Genomic DNA, 22,266 nt, shown 5'->3' on the forward strand with positions numbered 1-22,266 from the left:
ACAAATGGCAAAGCAGTTGGAATTCAACGACGCCGCCCGCCGTGCCCTCGAGGCCGGCGTGGACAAGCTCGCGAACACCGTCAAGGTGACGCTGGGCCCCCGCGGACGCAACGTCGTGCTCGACAAGAAGTGGGGTGCGCCCACCATCACGAACGACGGCGTCACGATCGCCCGTGAGATCGAACTCGACGACCCGTACGAGAACCTCGGCGCCCAGCTGGCCAAGGAAGTCGCCACCAAGACCAACGACGTCGCCGGTGACGGAACCACCACCGCCACCGTCCTGGCGCAGGCCCTGGTCAAGGAAGGCCTCCGCAACGTGGCCGCCGGCGCCGCTCCCGGACAGCTCAAGCACGGCATCGAGGTGTCGGTCGAGGCCGTCGCCAAGCGCCTGCTCGAGAACGCCCGCGAGGTGGTCGGCCAGCAGACCGCCAACGTCGCCTCCATCTCCGCACAGAGCACCGAGGTCGGCGACCTCCTCGCCGAGGCGTTCGACAAGGTCGGCAAGGATGGTGTGATCACCATCGAGGAGTCCTCCTCCACGCAGACCGAACTCGTCCTCACCGAGGGCATGCAGTTCGACAAGGGCTACCTCTCGCCGTACTTCGTGACCGACGCCGAGCGCCAGGAAGCCGTCCTCGAGGACGCGCTCATCCTCATCAACTCCGGCAAGATCTCCTCGCTGCAGGAATTCCTGCCGCTGCTCGAGAAGGCCCTCCAGGCGGGCAAGCCGCTGTTCATCATCGCCGAGGACATCGAGGGCGAGGCGCTCTCCACGCTCGTGGTCAACAAGATCCGTGGGACCCTCAACGTCGTCGCCGTCAAGGCTCCCGGCTTCGGCGACCGCCGCAAGGCCATGATGCAGGACATCGCGACCCTCACGGGTGCGCAGGTCGTCTCCCCGGACCTCGGCCTGAAGCTGGACCAGGTGGGCCTCGAGGTGCTGGGATCCGCACGCCGGATCACCGTCACCAAGGACGCCACCACCATCGTCGACGGCACCGGCAGCGAGTCCGACGTCGCCGACCGTGTGGCGCAGATCCGCGCCGAGGTCGAGCGCACCGACTCCGACTGGGACCGCGAGAAGCTCCAGGAGCGCCTCGCGAAGCTCGCCGGCGGTATCGGCGTGATCAAGGTCGGCGCGGCCACCGAGGTCGAGCTCAAGGAGAAGAAGCACCGCATCGAGGACGCCGTGTCCTCGACGCGTGCCGCACTCGAAGAGGGCATCGTGGCCGGTGGCGGTTCCGCACTGGTCCACGCGGGCAAGGCCCTGGACACCGATCCCGAGGTCCTGGCACTCGAGGGCGACGCGGCCACCGCCGTCGGCCTCGTCCGTCGCGCCCTCGCCCAGCCGCTGCGCTGGATCGCCGAGAACGCGGGCCACGAGGGCTACGTCGTCGTCGCGAAGGTCACCGACCTCGAGGACGGCCACGGCTTCAACGCCGCGACCGGCGAGTACGAGAACCTCGTGGACGCCGGAATCATCGACCCCGTGAAGGTGACGCGCTCCGCCCTGCGCAACGCGGCCTCCATCGCGGCGCTGGTGCTCACCACGGAGACCCTCGTGGTCGAGAAGCCCGAGGAGTCCGACGACGAGGGCCACGGCCACTCGCACTAGGACGACAGGGCTCCGGCCCGCTCGGTTCCAGCACGCAGCAGCACCCCGGTTCCTCGGAGCCGGGGTGCTGCTGCGTTCCCGGCCGATGAGCTAGGCCACCGCGGGAACCATTCCGTTCAGGGGCCCGTTCCGGTGGGATCGTTCGTACGGCCCGCACTCCACTGCGCCACCGGACGACGGAGCCCCGACACTCTGGCGAGTACCGGGGCTCCGGGTGGTGCTGGGTGAGGGGCGGACCTACGCGTCGACGACGATGGCCGTGACGACCGGCTGGCGGTTGTAGTACCGGCGCATCCAGTTGGCCGTGGCCCGCTCGATGATGTCCTCCGGATCCTGGCGCCGGCCGCCCTGGCGGTTCGACGCGGAGTCGCGGAGTGCCTTCTCGACGGCGGCACCGGCCTTGTCGAGGTCCTCGTCCGAGCAGGAGAAGCCCTTCGTGAAGAACTCGGGGGCCTCGGCGATGTCACCGTTGTCGGGGTCGATGATCGCGAGGACCGTGACGACGCCCTCCTCCGCCAGGCGGCGGCGCTCCACGAGGTCCTCCTCCGTGATGCCGCCGACGCTGTCGCCGTCGACGAAGACGAGCCCTGCCTCCACCTTGCCCGAGAGCGTGGCGCGGCCGCGCACGAGGTCGACGGTGACGCCGTCCTGTGCGATGACGACGTTCCGGGGATCGACGCCGGTGGCGACGGCGATCTCCGAGTTGGCGCGCAGGTGGCGCCACTCGCCGTGCACCGGCATGACGTTGCGGGGCTTGACGATGTTGTAGCAGTACGCGAGCTCGCCGGCGCTGGCGTGGCCGGAGACGTGCACCTTCGCGTTGCCCTTGTGGACCACGTTGGCGCCGATCTCGGTGAGGGCGTTGATGATGCCGTAGATGGCGTTCTCGTTGCCCGGGATGAGCGAGCTGGCCAGCAGTACGGTGTCACCCTCCGTGATGCGGATGGCGTGGTCGTTGTTGGCCATGCGCGAGAGGGCGGCCATGGGCTCACCCTGCGAACCGGTGCAGATCAGGACCACCTTGTGGTCGTCGCTGCGCTCGAGCTTCTTGAAGTCCACGAGCAGTCCCTGCGGGATGTTCAGGTACTTGAGGTCCGCGGCGATGGTCATGTTCCGCACCATCGAGCGGCCCACGAACGCCACCTTGCGGTTGTGGCGGTGCGCCGTGTCGATGATCTGCTGGATGCGGTGGATGTGACTCGCGAAGCTCGAGACGATGATCCTGCGCGGCGCCGTGCGGAACACCGCGTCGATCGCCGGGCCGAGGTCCTTCTCGGATGTCGTGAAACCGGGGACGTCGGCGTTCGTGGAGTCCGTGAGGAACAGGTCCACGCCCTCGGCGCCGAGGCGCGCGAAGGCGCCGAGGTCCGTGATGCGGCGGTCCAGGGGGAACTGGTCCATCTTGAAGTCGCCCGTGTGCAGCACCATGCCGGCCGCGGTGCGGATGGCGACGGCAAGGGAGTCCGGGATGGAGTGGTTCACCGCGACGAACTCGAGGTCGAACCCGCCCATGGTGCGGCGGTCGCCTTCCTTGACCTGGACGGTCTTCGGCGTGATGCGGTGTTCCTTGAGCTTCGCCTCGATGAAGGCGAGCGTGAGCCGCGAGCCGACCAGGGGGATGTCGGCGCGCTCCTTCAGGAGGTACGGGACGGCGCCGATGTGGTCCTCGTGGCCGTGCGTCAGCACGACGGCGACGACGTCGTCGAGGCGGTCCCGGATGTAGGAGAAGTCGGGAAGGATGACGTTGACGCCCGGCTGGTGCTCCTCGGGGAACAGGACACCGCAATCGACGATCAGCAGCTTGCCGTCGAACTCGAAGACGGTCATGTTTCTGCCGATCTCACCGATGCCTCCGAGAGCGACGATGCGCATGGCTCCCTTGGCCAGTTCCCGTGGTGCTTTCAGTGCGGCAGGTCTTTTATTCACAGATTAGGTTTCTCTCAGTCGGTGCGGGGAGGCGGGGACGAGGCCGTCAGACGTACGTCGTCGAGGCCGGCGATCCCGGCGTTGCCGTTCAGGTGGTCCCCGGCGTTCCCGGGGAGATACTCCTTCTAGGATACGTGGTTCGGCGGCGTCCCGGCGGATCGGCCCGGGCCGCACGTCTCGCAGGGCCATGAGCCGGACGGTGGACGGCCGGTCTGCGCTCCCGCGCGGTCAGTGGGTCGCCACCGGAATAGGGGGCTACCGCGAATAGTTCTAGACTGACAGGGCCCGCCGGCGCACACCGCCGAAGGCCCCAACCCCCACCCGGTGACACCGAAAGAGGCGCAGCAGTGAGCGAGCAGTCCGGCCAGAACGAGACCCACGACCCCTTCGGATTCATCGGCCTGACGTACGACGACGTCCTCCTGCTGCCAGGGCACACCGACGTCATCCCCTCCGAGGCGGATACGTCCTCGCGCATCTCCAAGCGCATCACCGTGAAGACCCCGCTGCTCTCCTCCGCGATGGACACGGTGACGGAATCCCGCATGGCCGTCGCCATGGCACGCCAGGGCGGCCTCGGCGTGATCCACCGCAACCTGTCCATCTCGGACCAGGCGGACCAGGTGGACCGCGTGAAGCGCAGCGAGTCCGGCATGATCACCAACCCGCTGACCATCGGGCCCGGGGCGACCCTGCAGGAACTCGACGAGCTGTGTGGCCACTACCGCGTCTCGGGCCTGCCCGTCGTCGACGCGACCGGCCACCTGCTCGGGATCGTCACCAACCGCGACACGCGCTTCGTCCTCGAGCGTGACTTCCCGCGCATCCTCGTCAAGGACGTCATGACGAAGATGCCCCTCGTGACCGGGCGCGTGGGCATCAGCGGTGACGACGCCATCAACCTCCTCGCCACGAACAAGATCGAGAAGCTTCCCCTCGTCGACGACGAGGGCGTCCTGCGCGGCCTCATCACCGTCAAGGACTTCACGAAGGCCGAGCAGTACCCGCTCTCCACGAAGGACGACGACGGACGCCTCCGCGTCGGCGCGGCCATCGGCTTCTTCGGGGACGGCTGGGAGCGTGCCATGACGCTGGTCGAGGCCGGCGTCGATGCGCTCTTCGTCGACACCGCCAACGGACACAGTGCCGGCGTACTCGAGATGATCTCGCGCCTGAAGGCCGAGAAGTCGGCGGCGCACGTCGACATCATCGGCGGCCAGGCGGCGACCCGCGAGGGGGCGCAGGCCCTCATCGACGCCGGTGCCGACGGCATCAAGGTGGGCGTGGGCCCGGGCTCCATCTGCACCACGCGCGTCGTCGCGGGCGTCGGTGTCCCGCAGGTCACGGCCATCTACGAATCCGCCAAGGCGGCCATCCCCGCCGGCGTCCCCGTGATCGCCGACGGCGGACTGCAGTACTCCGGCGATATCGGCAAGGCCCTCGTGGCCGGCGCCGACACCGTGATGCTCGGGTCCCTCCTGGCCGGGTCCGCCGAGGCGCCGGGCGAGCTCATCTTCGTCAACGGCAAGCAGTTCAAGACCTACCGCGGCATGGGCTCGCTCGGAGCCATGCAGACGCGCGGAAAGAACACCTCCTACTCCAAGGACCGCTACTTCCAGGCCGACGTCTCCGGTGACGACAAGCTGATCCCCGAGGGCATCGAGGGCCGGGTCGCCTACCGGGGGCCCCTCGCCTCCGTGGCGTACCAGCTGGTCGGCGGGCTGCGCCAGACGATGTTCTACACCGGCGCGCGCACCATCCCCGAGCTGAAGGCCAAGGGCAAGTTCGTCCGCATCACGGCGGCCGGCCTGAAGGAATCGCACCCGCACGACATCCAGATGACGGTCGAGGCACCCAACTACGGCTCCAAGTAACCCGACCGCCGCCATCAGCCCCCTCCCCGAGGGGGCCGATGGCGTATGAGCGTCCTCCCGCCGCCCGAGGCCGCCGCCCGCCGCAAGCTCCGCCTCGGCCCCTACGCCCGCGCCGTCGGGCAGGTGCTGGTGGTCAGCGCGAAGGCGTCACCGGGCGCCGTCGCCATGAAGGTCGCCGGTTCGCTCGTCTCGGCGGTCCTTCCGCTGGTCACCACCTACTTCGCGTCGCTCACGACGACGGCGCTCGCCGCCGCCTACGCGGGGGACCCCGACGCCGGGCGGACCGCCGTCACCTACGTGATCGTCACGGCCGTCCTCGGGCTGCTCTGGGGTGCCTTCACGAGCGTGGACCGGTACATCCAGCAGGTCCTGAGCTTCCGCGTGGGAGCAATCGTGGGGGACCGCATGTACGGGCGGTTCCTGGCGCTCGAATTCTGGCGGTACGACGACAAGGAGACGGTGGACCTCTACGACCGTGCCCGCCGGTTCTCCGACTCCTATGCGAGGGTGCTCGACCGCATCGCCGCGATCTTCACGCAGCTGGCCTCCGTGGTCCTCGCCATCGGCGCGCTGCTGCTGGTCAGCTGGTGGGTCGCGCTGATCGTGCTCGTCGCGATCATCCCGAGCGTCTACCTGCAGTTCCGGCTCTCGCGGGAGCAGATGGCGCACTGGAACACCCAGGTCGATTCCCGGCGGCAACGGCGCATGATCGAGACCAACCTCATGAAGCCGCAGCACATCGCCGAGATGCGCCTCTACGGGATCGTGGGCTACCTGATGGACCTGCGCTCGACCCTGCGGGACGCCGACGAGAAGCGGCGGCTCGACTTCCAGAAGCGGTACATCCCCAAGCAGCTCCTCGCGGACGCCCTGCAGTACGGGGCCGAGCTGCTCGCACTCGTCTGGATCGTGGGGCAGATCATCGCGCGCGCCCAGCCCGTGGGCCAGTTCCTCTACGTCCAGCAGATCGTGAGCCGCGCGCTCAGCACCGCGAACAACCTCGTGTCCTCCCTCAGCTCCATCGACGAGGACCTCGCGAACCTCAAGGACTACGAGCAGTTCATGGACTTCCCGCTGTCCACCGGCGCGTCCGGCCGGCTCGCAGAGGTGCCGTCCGTCGTCGAACTGCGGGACATCCACTTCACCTACGCGGGGAGTGAGGCGGAGGTACTGAAGGGCATCTCGATGTCCTTCGAGCGCGGCACGCACGTGGCGATCGTCGGTGAGAACGGAGCGGGCAAGTCAACCCTGATCCGGGTGCTCGCCGGGCTGTACCAGCCCGGCAGGGGAGAGGTGCTCCTCGACGGGCAGGACCTGCGGGAGATCGGGATCGACGACTGGCACCAGCACCTGGCCGTCATGTCGCAGGACTTCCTGCGGTACGAGTTCGCCACGGCCGCCGACAACATCTACTTCGGGGACGTCCACCGGCCGCGCGACGACGCTCGAGTGCGCCGGGCGGCCGCTGACGCGGAGGCGGCGGAGTTCATCGGCAGGATGCCGAACGGCTTCGACAACTACGTCAGCAACTGGATGGAGGACCCGCGCGGGCGGAAGGGCAGCGGCCTCTCGGGAGGGCAGTGGCAGCGCCTGGCGATGGCGCGGAACTTCTACCGGGACGCCCCCTTCATCGTGATGGACGAGCCCACCTCGGCGATCGACGCCCTCGCCGAGCACCGGATCTTCACGCGCCTCTTCGCCGACCGGTCCCGGACGATCATCGCGATCAGCCACCGGCTCGCCACGATCGAGAAGGCGGACATGGTGTACATGCTCGAGGACGGGCGGGTGGTCGAATCCGGGACGCATCGCGAGCTGGTGGCCCTGCGCGGCCGGTACTACCGCATGTTCGAGAGCCAGCTCCCGGAGGACTGACACCCGGACCGCCCCTGCCGGCGACCGGCACCACAGGGACGGCCCGGGACCTTCGACTCTGTGGGTTGCCTGCGGCCGGTTCAGGATCTCGCCGCAGGGCGCGATCTACCCCTGCCACACCATCAACGCGACGCGGGCACTGTGTCACCTGGGGCACGCCGCGGATCCCCGGCTCGCTGCGGCTTTCGACCACCTGTGGCAGACCCCTTACGACGACGGCGGCTGGCGGTGCCGGAAGTTCAGCTACGGGCGGGGACCGGAGACGAATGCCTCCAACCCGGGCCCCACGCTCGCCGCCCTCGACGCTTTCCGGCTGGCAGGGGGCACCGCCCGCTCCGAAGGGCTCGACGCAGCGGTGGAATTCCTGCTCGCCCACTGGACCACCCGTGCGCCCCTCGGTCCATGCCACTTCGGGATCGGCTCCCTGTTCCTGCGGGTCTCCTATCCGTTCGCGAGCTACAACCTCTTCTTCTACGTCCATACGCTCTCGTTCTACGCGACCGCGAGGAAGGATCCACGATTCCTGGAAGCGCTGGCTGCCCTCGAAGCGACCATGGTGGACGGGCGGGTCGTCGTGCAGCGGTCGCGCCCGAAGCTCGCCGGGTTGAACTTCTGCCGGCAGGGTGAACCGAGCACCGCGGCAACGGCCCGGTACCTCGAGATACGACGCAACCTCGGCTCCTGACGCCGGCGCGGACAGCACGGGCAGGAAGGGAAGGGCAGGAGAAGCGGCGGACCGCGGCGCCGTCGTCCTCCGTCCGCCTAGCGCCCGTCGAGAGCCAGCGCCCGGGCGAACTCCTCGAGCTCGTGCCCGGTGGCGGGCTCCGTCAGCGCAGCTTCGGGGGCGTCGTCGAGGGCGAGCCTCACCGTCCCGTCGGTGTTCCGCAGCAGCGTCGCCACGCGCGCTTCCGTGCCGAAGCCGTGGTGCTTTGCGCGGACGGAGACCTTCGAGACCGGATCGGTGGACTCGAGGTAGTGCTTCGCGACGTCGAGCGCGAACAGGAGGATCGGCTTGTCCTGCGGCATCGGATTGAACGAGTGCACGCCATGCGTACCGGCGCTCATGATGAAACTGCCGCCCGCCGACTGGACCGCGAACAGCATGTAGCTTGTCTGCGGCGTGCTCACGGCGACTTCGAGCCAGCCGCCGGCCGTCGCCATGATTCCCGCGATCTGCTGGACGGCGCCCTGCAGCACGAGGTTCTCACCCTGCAGGACGGCCTGTTCCCGCACCAGCAGGGTGGCCAGTCCGGCGCGGACCAGGGTCTCCCGCTGCTCGGCCCCGGACAGGCGCAGCACCTCGCGGGTGTAGGCGGCAGGCTCGGTGTCGTTGAACGCGAGCAGGGCGAGGATCTCGTGTTCCGTGAGGGACACCGTGGTCTCGGACATCAGGACCTTTCGAGGGGGCAGTGGGGGCAGGCGCGGTGCCTCGGTCTCAGCCGGGGGCCCGGACCAGGCGCCCTCGCCGGCGTCCGTCGCCGATTCCCTGGCATCACCGAGCGTATCAACGGCAGTCCCTGCGGCATCGGTGCACTGTTCCGTCACGCGCCGGTGCCCCGTACCCCCTTTGCGCGGATCCGCACGGGTCTGGGAGGATGGGCGCGCACGAAGCGTCGACGAACAAGGATGAATGAGCATGCTGCGGACCTCCGGGGACGGTATGGCCATGGTGAGCGGGGTGGCCGTTCCGGCCTGCTGTGCGCCTCGGCCCCGGCCGGCTTCCCCATGGGCAGTGCACAGCTCCTGCAGCTGAATCTCCTGACCAGCGCTTCGAGGACATCTCCCGCCTGGGTCCGGAGCTTCCGCACGCCCTCTGCCGGCAGAACCGATCATTTCCGATCCTCTTCCACCGCAAAGGCGATTCCCCATGCAACCGATCTCCCTCCAGGCCATCCGCTCCTCCTTCATCAACGCCACCCGCTCCGAGACGACGAAGCTCACGCCGCCGAAGAACCTCGAGTCCCTGAACTGGGACGACCTCGACTTCCTGGGCTGGCGGGACGAGAAGATGCCGCTGCGCGGCTACCTCGTGATGCCGACCGCGCGGGGTCTCTCGGGCATCCTCCTCCGGGCACCGGAGGGCGGAGCGCGCAAGAACCGATCGGTGCTCTGTGAGCTCTGCCGGGACGTGTTCTCCAAGGAGGACGTCCTCCTGTGGGTCGCACGCCACGCGGGCCGGTCCGGCCGGGACGGCAATACCGTCGGCACGCTCATCTGCGCGGACTTCATCTGTTCCGCCAATGTGCGGCGGGAACCGGCCGCCAACGAGATCCATCCGGACCCGGCCGCCGTCGTGCAGCGCCAGGTAGGTGAACTGCGCGAGCGGACCGAGCGGTTCATGGCGCGCGTGCTGCAGCGGTAGTCGCTCCGCCCCATACCGGCGCGTGTCCGTCCGCGTGTCCGTCCGCGAACCCGCGGGCGGGCACGCGGTGCCGGGTCACGGAGCGGAACGCCCAGCGGGTCCGGGGGCCGCGCTGGGCTAATCTAGAGCAGTGACTTACGAGATCGAGATTGGCCGAGGCAAGCGCGGGCGCAGGGCATATTCGCTGGACGACGTGGCGGTGGTGCCCTCCCGGCGGACCCGCGACCCGCTCGACGTCTCCGTGAGCTGGCAGATCGACGCCTACCAGTTCGAGATGCCGGTGGTCGCAGCCCCCATGGACTCGGCCATGTCGCCCGCCACGGCCATCGCCATGGGCCGCCTCGGCGGTCTCGGCGTCCTCAACCTCGAAGGGCTCTGGACCCGCTACGAGGATCCGCTGCCGGTCCTCGAGGAGATCGCCGGCCTGGGCACCGAGAACTTCAGTCCTGCGGCCACCCGGCGCATGCAGGAGCTGTACGAAGCGCCCATCCAGGCCGAACTCATCACGAGCCGCCTCGCCGAGATCCGCGAGGCGGGAGTCACCGTCGCAGGGTCGCTCACGCCCCAGCGGACCCAGCAGTTCTACAAGACGGTCCTCGCGGCCGGCGTCGACATCTTCGTCATCCGCGGCACCACGGTCTCCGCCGAGCACGTGTCCAAGAACGAGCAGCCGCTCGACCTCAAGAAATTCATCTACGAACTCGACGTCCCCGTGATCGTGGGCGGCGCCGCCGGGTACACGCCCGCGCTGCACCTCATGCGCACCGGTGCCGCCGGGGTTCTCGTCGGATTCGGCGGAGGCGCGACGACGACGACCCGCCGCGCGCTCGGCATCCATTCGCCCCTCGCCTCCGCCATCGCCGACGTCGCGGGCGCGCGCCGCGACTACATGGACGAATCGGGCGGGCGCTACGTGCACGTCATCGCCGACGGCGGCATGGGCGCGAGCGGCGACATCGTCAAGGCCATCGCCATGGGGGCCGACGCCGTCATGCTCGGCTCCGCGCTCGCCCGCGCCGAGGAGGCACCCGGCAAGGGGTGGCACTGGGGCCAGGAAGCGCACCACCACGAACTCCCGCGCGGCGACAGGGTCAACATCGGCACCGTCGGACCGCTCCAGGAAGTGCTCTGGGGGCCCTCGCACCACACCGACGGAACGTCCAACCTGATCGGCGCCCTGCGCCGGGCGATGGCCACCACCGGCTACTCCGACCTCAAGGAGTTCCAGCGGGTCGAAGTGGTCCTCTCGCCGTACGTCTCCACCGACTGACCTCCGAAAGGCATACCGTGAGCGACCTGTCCCTCGAGTTGCACGACGCCGAACTCACCACGCCGGACCTCGTGATCCTCGAGATGGAGGCGTCCTCCAAGGAGGACGCCGCGGCCCAGCTCGCCGCGCGCCTGCATGCCGCCGGTCGCATCTCGGACCTCCAGGCGTTCCTCGACCAGGTCAATTCCCGTGAGCACCAGATGGCCACCGGGCTTCCCGGGGGCGTGGGGCTCCCGCATGCCCGCAGCGAGTACGTGAACCAGACGTCCATCGCCGTCGGTGTCACGCGGTTCGGGTACAGCCTGGACTTCGGTGCCGTCGACGGCCCGGCCACGCTCGTGCTCCTCATGGCCACCCCGGCGCAGTCCTTCTCGGAACACCTCGAAGTGCTCGCCACGATCGCCCGCAGCCTCTTCAAGGAGAACTTCCGGGAATCGCTGCGCCGGGCGCATGATGCCGAGGTGATCGCCGAGCTGATCAACTCGTCGCTGGTGTTCTTCGACCACTAGGCGCCGCTGCGCCTACTCGCTCCGCCAGGAATTCCACAGCGACGCGTAGGCGCCGTCCAGGGCGAGGAGTTCCTCATGCGAGCCCAGTTCGGCGATGCGGCCCTCCTCCACCACGGCCACGCGGTCGGCGTCGTGCGCGGTGTGCAGCCTGTGGGCGATCGCGATGACGGTGCGCCCCTCGAGGACGGCGTTGAGCGAGCGCTCGAGGTCCCGGGCCGCCTGCGGATCGATCAGGGACGTGGCCTCATCCAGCACGAGGGTATGGGGATCGGCGAGGATCAGCCGTGCCAGGGCGAGTTCCTGCGCCTGGGCCGGTGTCAGTTCGTGCGCACCCGAGCCGACCTCCGTGTCCATCCCCTCCGGAAGCTGCTTCACCCAGTCGAGGGCGCCCACGCTGCGCAGGGCGTCCTCGATCTCGCCGTCGGCCGCGTCCGCGCGCCCGAGGCGCACGTTGTCCGAGACAGAGCCCACGAAGACGTGGTGCTCCTGCGTCACGAGGGCTACCTCGCGCCGGAGGTCGTCGAGCGGCCGGTCCACGAGGGGCACGCCTCCCACGGTGACGGAGCCCGACGTCGGCGGGTGGATGCCGGCGATCAGTCGCCCGAGCGTCGACTTACCGGCGCCGGAGGGCCCGACGACGGCGAGCCGCTCGCCGCGCACCAGCGTGAGGTCGACACCGTGCAGCACGTTGTGGCCCGGCCGGTACGCGTAGGTCGCGCCGGACACGACGATGTCCTCGTTCGCCGGTTCCGCCGTCGTCGCCTCGCGGTCGGGCTCGACGTCCTTGATGCCGACGATCCGCGCCAGCGACGCGGCGCCGACCTGGATCTCGTCCGTCCACATGATGAGCAGGTCCACCGGGTCGATCAGGCGCACGGCGAACAGGGCCACGGCCGCGACGGCGCCCGGCGTGACCAGGCCCTGCCCCGCCAGCCACCCGCCCCACAGCAGCACGGCTGCGGCGGGCAGCCAGAAGGCGATGTCGGCCGCGGGGAACAGGACCGAGCGCAGCCAGAGCGTGTACCGCTCCGCCTGGTAGCTCCTGCCGAGTGCGGCGTCCAGGTCGTCGCGGCGCAGCTCGCCGAGGCTGAGTGCGTCCACCGTGCGCGCGCCCTCGATGGTCTCGGTGATCGTCCCGTTCACGACGGCGTACGTCTCCCGTTCACGCAGGTACCCGCCGGCGCTGCGCTTGAGGTACCACCGGGTCACGGGCCACAGCAGCGGCAGGCCCACGAGCAGCGCCAGGGACAGGACGGGCGAGGTGACGACGGCTGCACCGAGGGTCAGGATGATGGTCACCACGGACACGACGACCTGCGGCACACCGAAGCGCACGGTGTGGGACACCGCGTCGATGTCGTTCGTCGTGCGGGCCACGAGGTCGCCCGTGCCGGCCTTCTCCACGGTGGAGAGCGGCAGGGCCGTGACGTCCGCCAGGAAGTCCTCGCGCAGTTCGGCGAACACGCGCTCGCCGAACACCATGCCCGAGCGGACCGCGTAGCGCCGCAGCACCGACTGCACCGCGAGGAATCCGAGCATCCCGAGCGAGACGGACGCGACGAAGCCCGCCGTCGTGCCCGCGGACACGGCGTCGATCAGGATGCCGAGCAGCAGCGGCCCGGCGAGCCCGGCGACGGCCGACCCGATGTACAGGGCGATCACCGCGCCGAGGCCCCGCCGGTGGTGGCGGATCAGCCTCGAGGCCTCGTTCCGGACCGTCGCCGGCTCGGCGACGGGAAGACTGGCGGTGCTACTCACTGCGGATCACCACGTTCCGGTAGGCGGTACTGGCGGCCATGAGGTCCTTGTGGCTGCCCTGGGCGGTGACGCGGCCGTCCTCGAGGAACACCACACGGTCCATGGCCCGCAGCATGAGGGGGCTCGCGGTCACGACGACGGTCGTCAGTCCCTCGTGCCGGCGCGCGCCGGCCAGGCGGGCGGCGATGTGCTGTTCGGTGTGGGCGTCGACGGCGCTCGTCGGTTCCACCAGCACGAGGTTCTCCGCCTCCGTCAGGAAGGCGCGTGCGAGGACGAGGCGCTGCCGCTGCCCGCCGGAGAAGCCCCTGCCGCGCTCGGTGACCTCGTGGGCGAGGCCGCCCTCGAGCCCGTCGAGGATGTCCAGCCCACTGGCGGCCTCGAGCGCCGCGAGGATCGCGTCGTCGTCGTGCCTCCCGTGGGGGTCGAGCTGGCTGCGGAGCGGCCCGCTGAAGAGCTGAGGACTCGCCTCGCTGACCACGATGCGCTCGCGGATGTCCGCGAGGTCGACCTGCCGGAGGTCGGCGGCGCCCCACCGGACCGTGGCCTCTGCCAGGACGGCGTCCTCGAAGCGGCCGAGCCGCGTGACGGCCGCCGCCGACTCCGCAGGCTCCCGCGAGACGACGGCGGTGAGGAGTCCCGGTTCGACGACGACGCCGGACCTCTCGTCCACGAGGGCCGAACCGGGCGGCGGAGCCGGGACCGGTGCCGTGCTCGCGCTGACGTTCGCGTCCACCGACAGCACGGCGATGATCTTCCGGGCTCCCACGTGGGCGCGGATGAAGCGTGCCACGGAGTCCGCCGCCGCCCGGATCGGCGTCATCAGGAAGATCGAGAAGCCGTACAGCGCCACGAGCTCCCCGGGCGTGATCTCTCCCGAGAGGACCAGGGACGCGCCGACCCAGGTGAAGACGACACTGAAGGCGCCGGCGATGAAGACCTGGGAGGCCTCGAGGTCCGCGAGGGAGTGCGCCACGCGGATACCGGAGTCGCGGGTCGCCGCCGACTTCACCCGGTACCTGCGCACGAAGATGTGCTCGCCGCCGATGCCGCGCAGCACGCGCAGGCCGGCGACGGTGTCCGCGCCGACCGCGGTCATCCTGCCCGACGCCTCCCGCTGCTCACGCTGCCTCGCCTGCATGGGCCGCACCCGAAGAGGAGGAGCCCGCAGCACACCGGGACGCCGACGAGCACGACGACGCCGAGGACGGGGGAGGTCTGCCAGATGAGGGCGGTGACGACGAGCCAGGCGGCTGCCGCCCCGGCCAGGCGCGTCAGGACCTCGTACACCTCACCGAGGCGGAAGGCGTCCGAGGCGGCCGTCGAGACGACCTCGCCCGTCGAGAGGGCGGTGGGCAGGGCGTCGCCGGTCCTGCTGATGGTGTGGCCCACGAGCCGCACCGATCGGAAGGCCGCCTGCATCCAGTTGCTGACGCCCGCACGATGCGTCGCGGTGTCCGAGACCGCCTGCACGACCATGAGGCCGAGCAGCGCGCCCGCCCAACCGAGCAGCGCCCGTCCGTCACCGCCGATCACGCCGTCGTCGATGGCGCGTCCCAGCACGAACGGCATGACGGCCTGGGAGGCCATCCAGGCGGTGCCGAGGAGGATCCCCGCGGCGAGCGTCCCCCTCTGCTGCGCGCCGAGCCACAGCAGGTAGCGCGTGGGGGAGCGCAGGTCCGGCGGGCCGGTCAGGGCATAGGGAAAGGAGCGCACGAGGACCAATCGTAGACGGCATCCGGACCAAGTGATAGAGATGTGCCAATCAGTCTCGCGGGCGGCCCGCGCGCGGTGTCCGGCGTCGGCGGCATTCGCTCTTCTACAGCGGCACGAAGTACCGTTGAGGGGTGTTGAAGACCGCGCTCAAGCCCCGATGGATCCTCATGCTGATCCTCGCGATGGCGATCGCCTCGGTCTTCGTGCTCCTCAGCCAGTGGCAGTTCAGCTCGTCCAGGGAAACGCCGCCTCCCGCGCCGAGCACCACGGAGAACGTCCGCCCGCTGACCGACGTCCTGGCGCCCCTCACTCCGCTGTACGCCTCCAGCGCCGACCAGATGGTCCGGTTCGACGGCGAGTTCCTGCCCGGCACGCAGGTGCTGGTCGGGAACCGGCTGCTCGACGGCGAGGAGGGCTTCTGGGTCGTCCAGGGGTTCGCCGTCGACGGCTCGTCGGGAGAGCCGTCGGAGCCCGGCGCCGAGGACGCCGCCATCCCCGTCGTCCTGGGGTGGGTGCAGCATGCGGACCGGGCCGCGTCCGTCACCGAGCAGGAGGGGGCCGCGGCCGTCATCGGGCGCCTGCTGCCGCCGGAAGCGCCGGAGGTGGAGCGCCCCGTGGAGGGGCAGGTCCCCACGCTGTCCACCGCCGAGCTCTCGAACCGCTGGGACGTGACGTCCTACGCGGCCTTCGTGGTGGCCTCCGAGGTGACGGCCGGCGGCGCGGATGTGCCCTTCGCGGCCGACCTGGAGAAGGTGGTCGTCGGCCCGCAGCCGCAGGAGACGCCGGTCAACTGGCTGAACATCTTCTACGCCGTCGAGTGGGTCGTCTTCGCCGGCTTCGCCTTCTTCCTGTGGTGGCGCCTCGTCGCGGACGATCACCGCCGCACCCTCGAGGACGCGGCGGACGAGGCCGAGGCGGCAAAGGAAGCGCGGGCCGGAAGCCCCGACCCGCACTCCGTCGGGCCCGCCGCCGTCGTTCCGCCCACCCGTTCCGTACCCGATCATGAAAGCGGTGCCTACCGTGACTGAACCAGCCCTCGACCCTGCCTCAGGAACCGGACGCACGCCGGCGCGGGGGAAGCCGAAACGGCGGTTCGGCGGCACGCACGCGCAGATCCGCTCGGCACTGACGTTCTACAGGGTGCTCGCCTACGCGACGGGCGTGATGCTGCTGCTCGTCGTGGTCGAGATGGTCGCGAAGTACGGGTACGGTTCGGAGATCGTCGCAGGCGGCGGGGCGCCCATCCAGCTCCTGCCCGAGGTGGTCGCGGAGACGGCCGGAGGCTTCAACCTCTCGACCGCCGTGCTGATCGTGCACGGCTGGCTCTACGTGGTCTACCTCATCGCCGATTTCCGGCTCTGGCAGTTCCTGCGCTGGCCGTTCAGCCGGTTCATCCTGATCGCACTCGGCGGTGTGGTGCCCCTTCTGTCCTTCTTCGTCGAGAAGCGCATCCACCGGCAGGCGGAAGAGGACCTCGCTGCGCACCCCGAAGCGGCGCCGAGGTACTGAACGCAGCAGGCGGGCGGAGCTTCGCTCCCTGGAGGGCCGCGGTATCCAGGGCGCACTGATGTGCGGGGCCCGGTAGGCGCAGACTATTGTTGATGGGTGACTACCCCCGAGAACGGCTCTGAACACCGCCCTGTCCTCGTCGTGGACTACGGCGCACAATACGCCCAGCTGATCGCGCGCCGCGTCCGCGAGGCCGACGTCTACTCCGAGATCGTGCCCCACACCCTCAGCACACAGGAGATCCTCGCGAAGAACCCTGCCGCGATCATCCTCTCGGGCGGTCCCTCCAGCGTCTACGCGGAGGGCGCCCCCCGGGTCGAGGCGGACCTGTTCGACGCCGGCGTGCCCGTTCTCGGCATCTGCTACGGCTTCCAGGCGATGGCGAACGCCCTCGGCGGTACCGTCGCGAAGACCGGTCTGAGGGAGTACGGGGCCACGGACGTGCGCTCCGACGGCGCATCCCGCTCCATCCTCAGCGGCACCCCGGAACAGCAGAACGCGTGGATGAGCCACGGCGACAGCGTCCAGGCCGCACCCGAGGGCTTCGACGTGCTCGCCAGCACCGCGGGCGCGCCCGTCGCCGCCTTCGCGAACGAGCAGAAAGGCCTCTACGGCGTGCAGTGGCACCCGGAGGTCAAGCATTCCCAGCACGGCCAGGCCGTCATCGAGAACTTCCTCTTCCGGGGTGCCCGGATCGATCCGAACTGGACCACCCGCACCATCCTCGAGGAGCAGGTAGGGCGCATCCGCGAGCAGATCGGCGACTCGCGCGTCATCTGCGGGCTGTCCGGCGGCGTCGACTCCGCCGTCGCCGCGGCGCTCGTGCAGCGTGCGGTCGGCGACCAGCTCACGTGCGTCTTCGTGGACCACGGTCTGCTGCGCGAGGGCGAGGCCGAGCAGGTGGAGCGCGACTTCGTCGCCGCCACCGGCGTGAAGCTCTACGTCGCCAACGAGCAGAAGCGCTTCCTGGACGCGCTCGCCGGCGTCTCGGATCCCGAGACCAAGCGGAAGATCATCGGCCGTGAATTCATCCGGGCCTTCGAGGAGGCCGAACGCGCCATCATGCGCGAGGCGGAGGCCGAGGGAGAGCCCATCCGGTTCCTCGTGCAGGGGACGCTCTATCCCGACGTCGTCGAATCCGGCGGGGGAGAGGGCGCCGCCAACATCAAGAGCCACCACAACGTGGGGGGCCTGCCCGAGGACCTGCAGTTCGAGCTCGTCGAACCGCTCCGAACCCTCTTCAAGGACGAGGTGCGGGCCGTCGGTGCCCAGCTGGGACTGCCCGCCGAGATCGTGGGACGCCAGCCGTTCCCGGGCCCGGGGCTCGGTATCCGGATCGTCGGAGCGGTCACGGAGGAGCGGCTCGGGCTGCTGCGCAAGGCCGACGCCATCGCCCGCGCGGAACTCACGGCGGCCGGACTCGACAACGAGGTCTGGCAGATGCCCGTGGTGCTCCTCGCCGACGTCCGCAGCGTCGGCGTCCAGGGTGACGGGCGTACCTACGGACACCCGATCGTCCTGCGTCCGGTGTCCAGCGAGGACGCCATGACCGCCGACTGGTCGCGCCTGCCGTACGACCTGCTCGCGCGCATCTCGAACCGGATCACCAATGAGGTGGACGGCGTCAACCGTGTGGTGCTCGACGTGACGAGCAAGCCGCCGGGAACCATCGAATGGGAGTAGGCGGACAGGAGCGGGCCTGAACCCGCTCCTGTCCGCCCGGGCCGCGTTGCTATCCGCGGGGTCCGTTCGCTTTTCGGATAGCTTGGAAGACATGCCAATCTGGTCGAGATCAGCACGTGACAATGCAGGGAAGAAGGCGGCCGTGCCGGAGCAGGACCAGCAGGATGCGGCAGGGGCGCCGGTGGAGCCGTCGCCGGTGGACCGGCAGGGCGCCGGGCCGCAGCAGCAGCACCCGGGCCAGGCCGCCGAGGGGACGTCCGCCCAGGACTTCCTCGTGCCCTGGCTCGAGGGCCTCGGCCCGCAGGCGAGCGGGGACACGCTCCTCCACTTCCGGCCCTCCGCCGGTACGAGCATCGACCTGACCCATGCCCACCCCTCGGGCCTCGCGCAGCTCCTCGCCGGCCGCCGCACGCGCCTCTCGACCCTGCTGCGGGATCCCGTGCAGTACAGCGCCGCCAAGGCCGCCGCGCGCGCCCTGCGGGCGAAGATCTTCGAACTCGGCACCGAACGCGGCATCGACGTCGGCTACCTCGCCGCAGGTACGGCCTCATGGCGGTCCGTGGACGACACAGGACGCTCCGAGACCCTCAACGCCCCGGTGCTCCTCACCGCGGTGTCCCTGACGGTGCACGCCTCGCAGGACGACTACGAGCTGCAGATCACCGAACAGGCGCGGATGAATCCGGCGCTCGTCCGGCACCTGCGGAACCAGCAGGGGCTGACCGTGGACCCCGCCGGCATCGCCCGGCTGGCCTACGGCACCGCGCGCTTCGATCCCCACCCCGTGCTCGAGCGCATGAGGGCCCTCAGCGAGGGTGTGCGGGGCATGTCGGTCGAGCACCGGATCCTGGTGTCGACGTTCGCCGACCTCGCCGGCGTCAAGGGCGATCCGGCGCTTCATCCCGAGCATCCGGTGCTGGCTGCCCTCATGGCCTCGGCCCGGGGAGACTCCGAGGCCGCCTCGGCCCTCACCGGGACAGCCGACGGCCTCTCCTTCCCGGCAGCCGACGAGCGGGATCCGGCCGAGGACCTGCTCATCCTCGATGCGGACCGGGCGCAGCAGGAGGTGCTCGACCTCGTCTCCGCGGGTATCAGCGTCGCGGTCGCGACCCCTCCCGGCACCGGACAGACCCAGACCGCGCTGAACGTCGCCGTGAGGGCCGCGGCGGACGGCAGGCGCGTGCTCGTCGCTGCCGAGCGTCGGGGGAGCCTCAACGAGTTCGTGCAGGACCTCGACGGGCTCGACCTCGGTTCGCTCGTCCTCCAGCTCGGTAGCCAGACGGGCCCCGCTCAACTGCGCGAAGCGGTCATCCGTGCACTCGTCCGCAACGAGAAGGCCACCGAGCCCCAGCTCGGGACGCTCCACGACACCCTGACCGGGCACAGGCACCAGCTCATGGAGCACGTGCGCAGCCTGCACAACATCCGGAGCCGGTGGGGTTGCTCGCCCTACCAGGCCATGCAGTCCCTTGCGGGGCTCACCGCCCTGGACCCGGCGCCGTCCACCACGGTGCGCCTGAAGCGCAGCGTCCTCGACTCGGTCGCCGACCGCTCGGAACTCACCGAACGGCTCCGGCGGGCGGCGGAGCTGGGCAGCTTCAGCAAGACCTCGACCGAGAGCCCCTGGTACGGCGCACAGCTGCTCAACCGCAAGGAGACCGAGCACGCGCACGGCCTCGCGGAGGAGCTCGCCACCGGGATCCCCGAGCTGCGGGGCAAGGTGCAGCACGTCGCCGAGCACTCGCACATCACCCTCGGAGCGACCTTCCGGGAGTGGGGCGAGCAGCTCCAGCTCCTCGTCGCGGTGCGCGGAAGCCTCGACAAGTTCACTCCCGACATCTTCGACCGTCCCGTGACGGACCTCATCTCCGCCACGGCGCCGTCGTCCTGGCGCAAGGAACGTGACATCGAGATGAGTTCGATGACGCGGTCCAGGCTGCGGCGTGTGGCCAAGGAGTACATCCGCCCCGGAGTGCACATCTCGGATCTCCACACGTCCCTCCTCGAGGTCCAGCAGCAGCGCACTCTGTGGACGCGGTATGCGCTCACCGAACGCCACCCGTCCGTCGCGACGGGCCTGGCCGAGATCCACGCGTCCTACCGCGCGGTCGAGGCCCGACTGGCGGAACTGACCGCCATCCTCCGGCCCACCGCCGGCCACCCGGACCTCGCGTCCCTCGACCTGGACGGCCTCGAAGCACTCCTGCGGGACCTCGCGGCGGACAAGGCGACCCTGGAGACGCTGCCCGAGCGCACCCTGCTGCTCGATGAGATGCGCGAGCAGGGCCTCGGCGAGCTGCTCGCCGACCTGGCGCTGCGTGAGGTGCCGGCGGAGCGGGTCGGTCCGGAACTCGAGCTCGCCTGGTGGCAGTCGGCCCTCGAAGCCATGATCACCGGGGACGACTACCTCGCCATGTCCGACGGCGACAGCCTGCGGAAGCTCGAGGCGGAGTTCCGCCTCGCGGACAACGCGCATATCGCGTCCGGGCCGGCGCGGATCCGCTGGACCCTGGGTGAACGCTGGCGCAGTGCCGTCGCCACCCACGCGGAGGATGCGGCGCGCCTCCGGCAGGAGCTCAAGGACGACACGCTGACCCTCGAGGTCTTCGCCGGCCTCCACCGGGACCTCGTGGCCGCCCTCCTGCCCATCTGGGCCGTCAGCCCCCTGACCATCCGGGGTGCCGTCCCGGAGGGTTCCATGTTCGACACCGTCGTGGTGCTGGACGGCGAGTCGATGTCCCTGCAGAGCGCGGTGCCGTGCATCGCGCGCTCCGCGCAGGTGGTCGTCTTCGGCGACGATCGCCTGGCCGGACCGACCCGCTTCAGCATCGAGGTGCAGGCGGCGGACCGTGCCTCCACCCTCGAGCCGCTGCCCAGCGCGTTCGATTCCCTGCGCGACATCCTGCCCGTCCGCGGCCTCACCCAGATCTACCGCGGCGTCGACAGGAGCCTGGACACCTACCTCAGCGAGTCCTTCTACGACGGCAAGCTCTCCCGCCTGCCTCAGGCCTCCGAGGTCACGGGTGAGGGCCGCGGACTCGCGGTCGAATACCTCCCGAACGGCACCGGGATGCCGAGTTCGGAACACGACGGCGTCGAGAGCGTCGCCGTGGAGGTGAAGCGGGTGGTCGAGCTGGTCTTCGACCACATCCGGCACCGCCCGAGCTTCTCGCTGGCCGTCGTGACCGCCAGCGCCCGGCATGCCGCTCGCGTCGGCGAGGCCATCCGGCTGCAGATGGCCGAGTTCCCGTGGGCTGCGGACTTCTTCACGCCCGGCAGGGAGGCATTCCGCGTGGTTCCCGTCGAGCGGGCGGGCGGCCTGGTCCGCGACGACATCATCTTCTCGCTGGGATACGGGAGGACTCCGCACGGGCGCGCCCTGCACTCCTTCGGTCCGCTCTCCGGACCCGACGGACGCCGGAACTTCGTGATGGCGATGACGCGTGCACGTCGACTCCTGCACGTCCTGACCTGCTTCCAGCCGTCGGACCTGGACCCTGACCGCCTCACCGCGGGCGCCCTCGATTTCTTCGAGCTGCTGCAGCGCGAACTCGGCGCGGACACGGGGCATGCCCCGGCGGTGTCCGGCGGCAACGAGGATCCCCTGGTCGCGGACCTCGTGGACCGGCTGCGGTACCGCGGGGCGGAGGTATGGGACCACTACGCCGGTGTCCTCGACATCGTGGCCGTGCGGCCCGCCGATCTGCGCGCGGACGGGGGCGCCGCCGCCGTCAAGGACGAACGACCCGCTCCGCTGGCGATCGAGTCGGATGGCACCGGCCGCTACGGTGCCATGTCGGTGCGGGAACGGAGCAGGCTGCGCCCCCAGGTCCTCGAACGGATGGGGTGGCGCTACATGCCGCTGTGGACCATCGAGGTCTTCACCGATCCCGACGGGTGCGCCGAACGGGCATCCGCGCTGATCGGCCTGCCGCCGCGCGAGACCGCCGACCAGCCGAGGACACGAAAGGACGCCGCCAGGATGCGCAAGGACGAGCAGCACCCGGGCCGTGGGACCAATGTGGGGCGAGACTCCTCCGAGGAGGGCGAATCGACGCCCGTGGTCCCGAAGACCGCGGGAGAGGACGACCCCCGGTCCTGGGGCGACGCCGAGGGAGATCACGACGAGTGGCTCCGGGAGCAGCGGCCCCCGCACTGGGGCTGACGGC

General features: G+C 70.1%; 16 protein-coding genes. 11 read left to right on the plus strand and 5 right to left on the minus strand.

Annotated features, from left to right (window positions below):
- Positions 1 to 4 precede the first annotated feature (4 nt).
- Positions 5 to 1,618 (plus strand): chaperonin GroEL, encoded by a 1,614-nt coding sequence (gene groL, locus AC1MFI_RS09735; RefSeq protein WP_479816487.1) that lies wholly within the window; start codon positions 5 to 7, stop codon positions 1,616 to 1,618.
- Positions 1,619 to 1,855: 237 nt separating this feature from the next.
- On the opposite strand, the gene AC1MFI_RS09740 is transcribed toward groL, so the two are convergent.
- The gene (locus AC1MFI_RS09740) at positions 1,856 to 3,490 is read right to left on the minus strand and encodes a ribonuclease J (protein ID WP_400482619.1); all 1,635 of its coding nucleotides are present in this window, start codon (positions 3,488 to 3,490) and stop codon (positions 1,856 to 1,858) included.
- A 401-nt stretch (positions 3,491 to 3,891) separates the two neighbouring features.
- Between AC1MFI_RS09740 and guaB the strand changes: the two genes are divergently transcribed.
- From guaB to AC1MFI_RS09755, 3 genes are all read left to right on the plus strand, one after another.
- Positions 3,892 to 5,418, plus strand: a complete 1,527-nt coding sequence (gene guaB / locus AC1MFI_RS09745) for an IMP dehydrogenase (protein ID WP_479816490.1) — start codon at positions 3,892 to 3,894, stop codon at positions 5,416 to 5,418.
- Between the two features lie 45 nt (positions 5,419 to 5,463).
- The gene (locus AC1MFI_RS09750) at positions 5,464 to 7,293 is read left to right on the plus strand and encodes an ABC transporter ATP-binding protein (RefSeq protein WP_479816492.1); all 1,830 of its coding nucleotides are present in this window, start codon (positions 5,464 to 5,466) and stop codon (positions 7,291 to 7,293) included.
- A 355-nt stretch (positions 7,294 to 7,648) separates the two neighbouring features.
- A complete protein-coding gene (locus AC1MFI_RS09755; RefSeq protein ID WP_479816494.1) occupies positions 7,649 to 7,978 on the plus strand; it encodes a hypothetical protein in 330 nt (109 codons plus the stop codon).
- Between the two features lie 77 nt (positions 7,979 to 8,055).
- Here AC1MFI_RS09755 and AC1MFI_RS09760 read toward each other — a convergent pair whose 3' ends face one another.
- Entirely contained in the window at positions 8,056 to 8,838 is a 783-nt protein-coding gene (locus AC1MFI_RS09760) for a hypothetical protein (RefSeq protein ID WP_479816496.1), read from the minus strand.
- A 322-nt stretch (positions 8,839 to 9,160) separates the two neighbouring features.
- On the opposite strand from AC1MFI_RS09760, the gene AC1MFI_RS09765 reads away from it, so the two are divergent.
- From AC1MFI_RS09765 to AC1MFI_RS09775, 3 genes are all read left to right on the plus strand, one after another.
- Positions 9,161 to 9,655 carry an FBP domain-containing protein gene (locus tag AC1MFI_RS09765; protein ID WP_479816498.1) on the plus strand — a complete coding sequence of 165 codons (495 nt, stop codon included), beginning with the start codon at positions 9,161 to 9,163 and terminating at the stop codon, positions 9,653 to 9,655.
- Positions 9,656 to 9,785: 130 nt separating this feature from the next.
- Positions 9,786 to 10,925 (plus strand): GuaB3 family IMP dehydrogenase-related protein, encoded by a 1,140-nt coding sequence (locus AC1MFI_RS09770; protein ID WP_479816500.1) that lies wholly within the window; start codon positions 9,786 to 9,788, stop codon positions 10,923 to 10,925.
- Between the two features lie 17 nt (positions 10,926 to 10,942).
- A complete protein-coding gene (locus AC1MFI_RS09775) occupies positions 10,943 to 11,434 on the plus strand; it encodes a PTS sugar transporter subunit IIA (protein WP_479816502.1) in 492 nt (163 codons plus the stop codon).
- A 12-nt stretch (positions 11,435 to 11,446) separates the two neighbouring features.
- On the opposite strand, the gene AC1MFI_RS09780 is transcribed toward AC1MFI_RS09775, so the two are convergent.
- Genes AC1MFI_RS09780 through AC1MFI_RS09790 form a run of 3 tightly spaced genes read right to left on the minus strand, consistent with a single transcriptional unit; the run spans position 11,447 to position 14,905 of the window.
- Positions 11,447 to 13,192 carry an ABC transporter ATP-binding protein gene (locus AC1MFI_RS09780; RefSeq protein WP_479816504.1) on the minus strand — a complete coding sequence of 582 codons (1,746 nt, stop codon included), beginning with the start codon at positions 13,190 to 13,192 and terminating at the stop codon, positions 11,447 to 11,449.
- Positions 13,185 to 14,330 carry an ABC transporter transmembrane domain-containing protein gene (locus AC1MFI_RS09785; protein ID WP_479816506.1) on the minus strand — a complete coding sequence of 382 codons (1,146 nt, stop codon included), beginning with the start codon at positions 14,328 to 14,330 and terminating at the stop codon, positions 13,185 to 13,187. The genes AC1MFI_RS09780 and AC1MFI_RS09785 overlap by 8 nt, the downstream gene beginning before the upstream one ends.
- Positions 14,285 to 14,905, minus strand: coding sequence for a hypothetical protein (locus AC1MFI_RS09790; RefSeq protein WP_479816508.1), 621 nt, complete (start codon positions 14,903 to 14,905; stop codon positions 14,285 to 14,287). The genes AC1MFI_RS09785 and AC1MFI_RS09790 overlap by 46 nt, the downstream gene beginning before the upstream one ends.
- Before the next feature lie 131 nt (positions 14,906 to 15,036).
- Between AC1MFI_RS09790 and AC1MFI_RS09795 the strand changes: the two genes are divergently transcribed.
- From AC1MFI_RS09795 to AC1MFI_RS09810, 4 genes are all read left to right on the plus strand, one after another.
- Complete coding sequence (locus AC1MFI_RS09795; protein WP_479816510.1) at positions 15,037 to 15,933, plus strand: SURF1 family protein; 897 nt, start codon at positions 15,037 to 15,039, stop codon at positions 15,931 to 15,933.
- The gene (locus AC1MFI_RS09800; RefSeq protein WP_479816512.1) at positions 15,908 to 16,414 is read left to right on the plus strand and encodes a DUF3817 domain-containing protein; all 507 of its coding nucleotides are present in this window, start codon (positions 15,908 to 15,910) and stop codon (positions 16,412 to 16,414) included. The genes AC1MFI_RS09795 and AC1MFI_RS09800 overlap by 26 nt, the downstream gene beginning before the upstream one ends.
- Positions 16,415 to 16,510: 96 nt before the next feature.
- Complete coding sequence (gene guaA / locus AC1MFI_RS09805; protein WP_479816514.1) at positions 16,511 to 18,097, plus strand: glutamine-hydrolyzing GMP synthase; 1,587 nt, start codon at positions 16,511 to 16,513, stop codon at positions 18,095 to 18,097.
- 91 nt (positions 18,098 to 18,188) lie between these two features.
- Positions 18,189 to 22,262, plus strand: coding sequence for a DUF4011 domain-containing protein (locus AC1MFI_RS09810; RefSeq protein WP_479816516.1), 4,074 nt, complete (start codon positions 18,189 to 18,191; stop codon positions 22,260 to 22,262).
- Positions 22,263 to 22,266: the final 4 nt, after the last annotated feature.

The sequence above is a fragment of the Arthrobacter sp. BC5 genome (assembly GCF_056680255.1).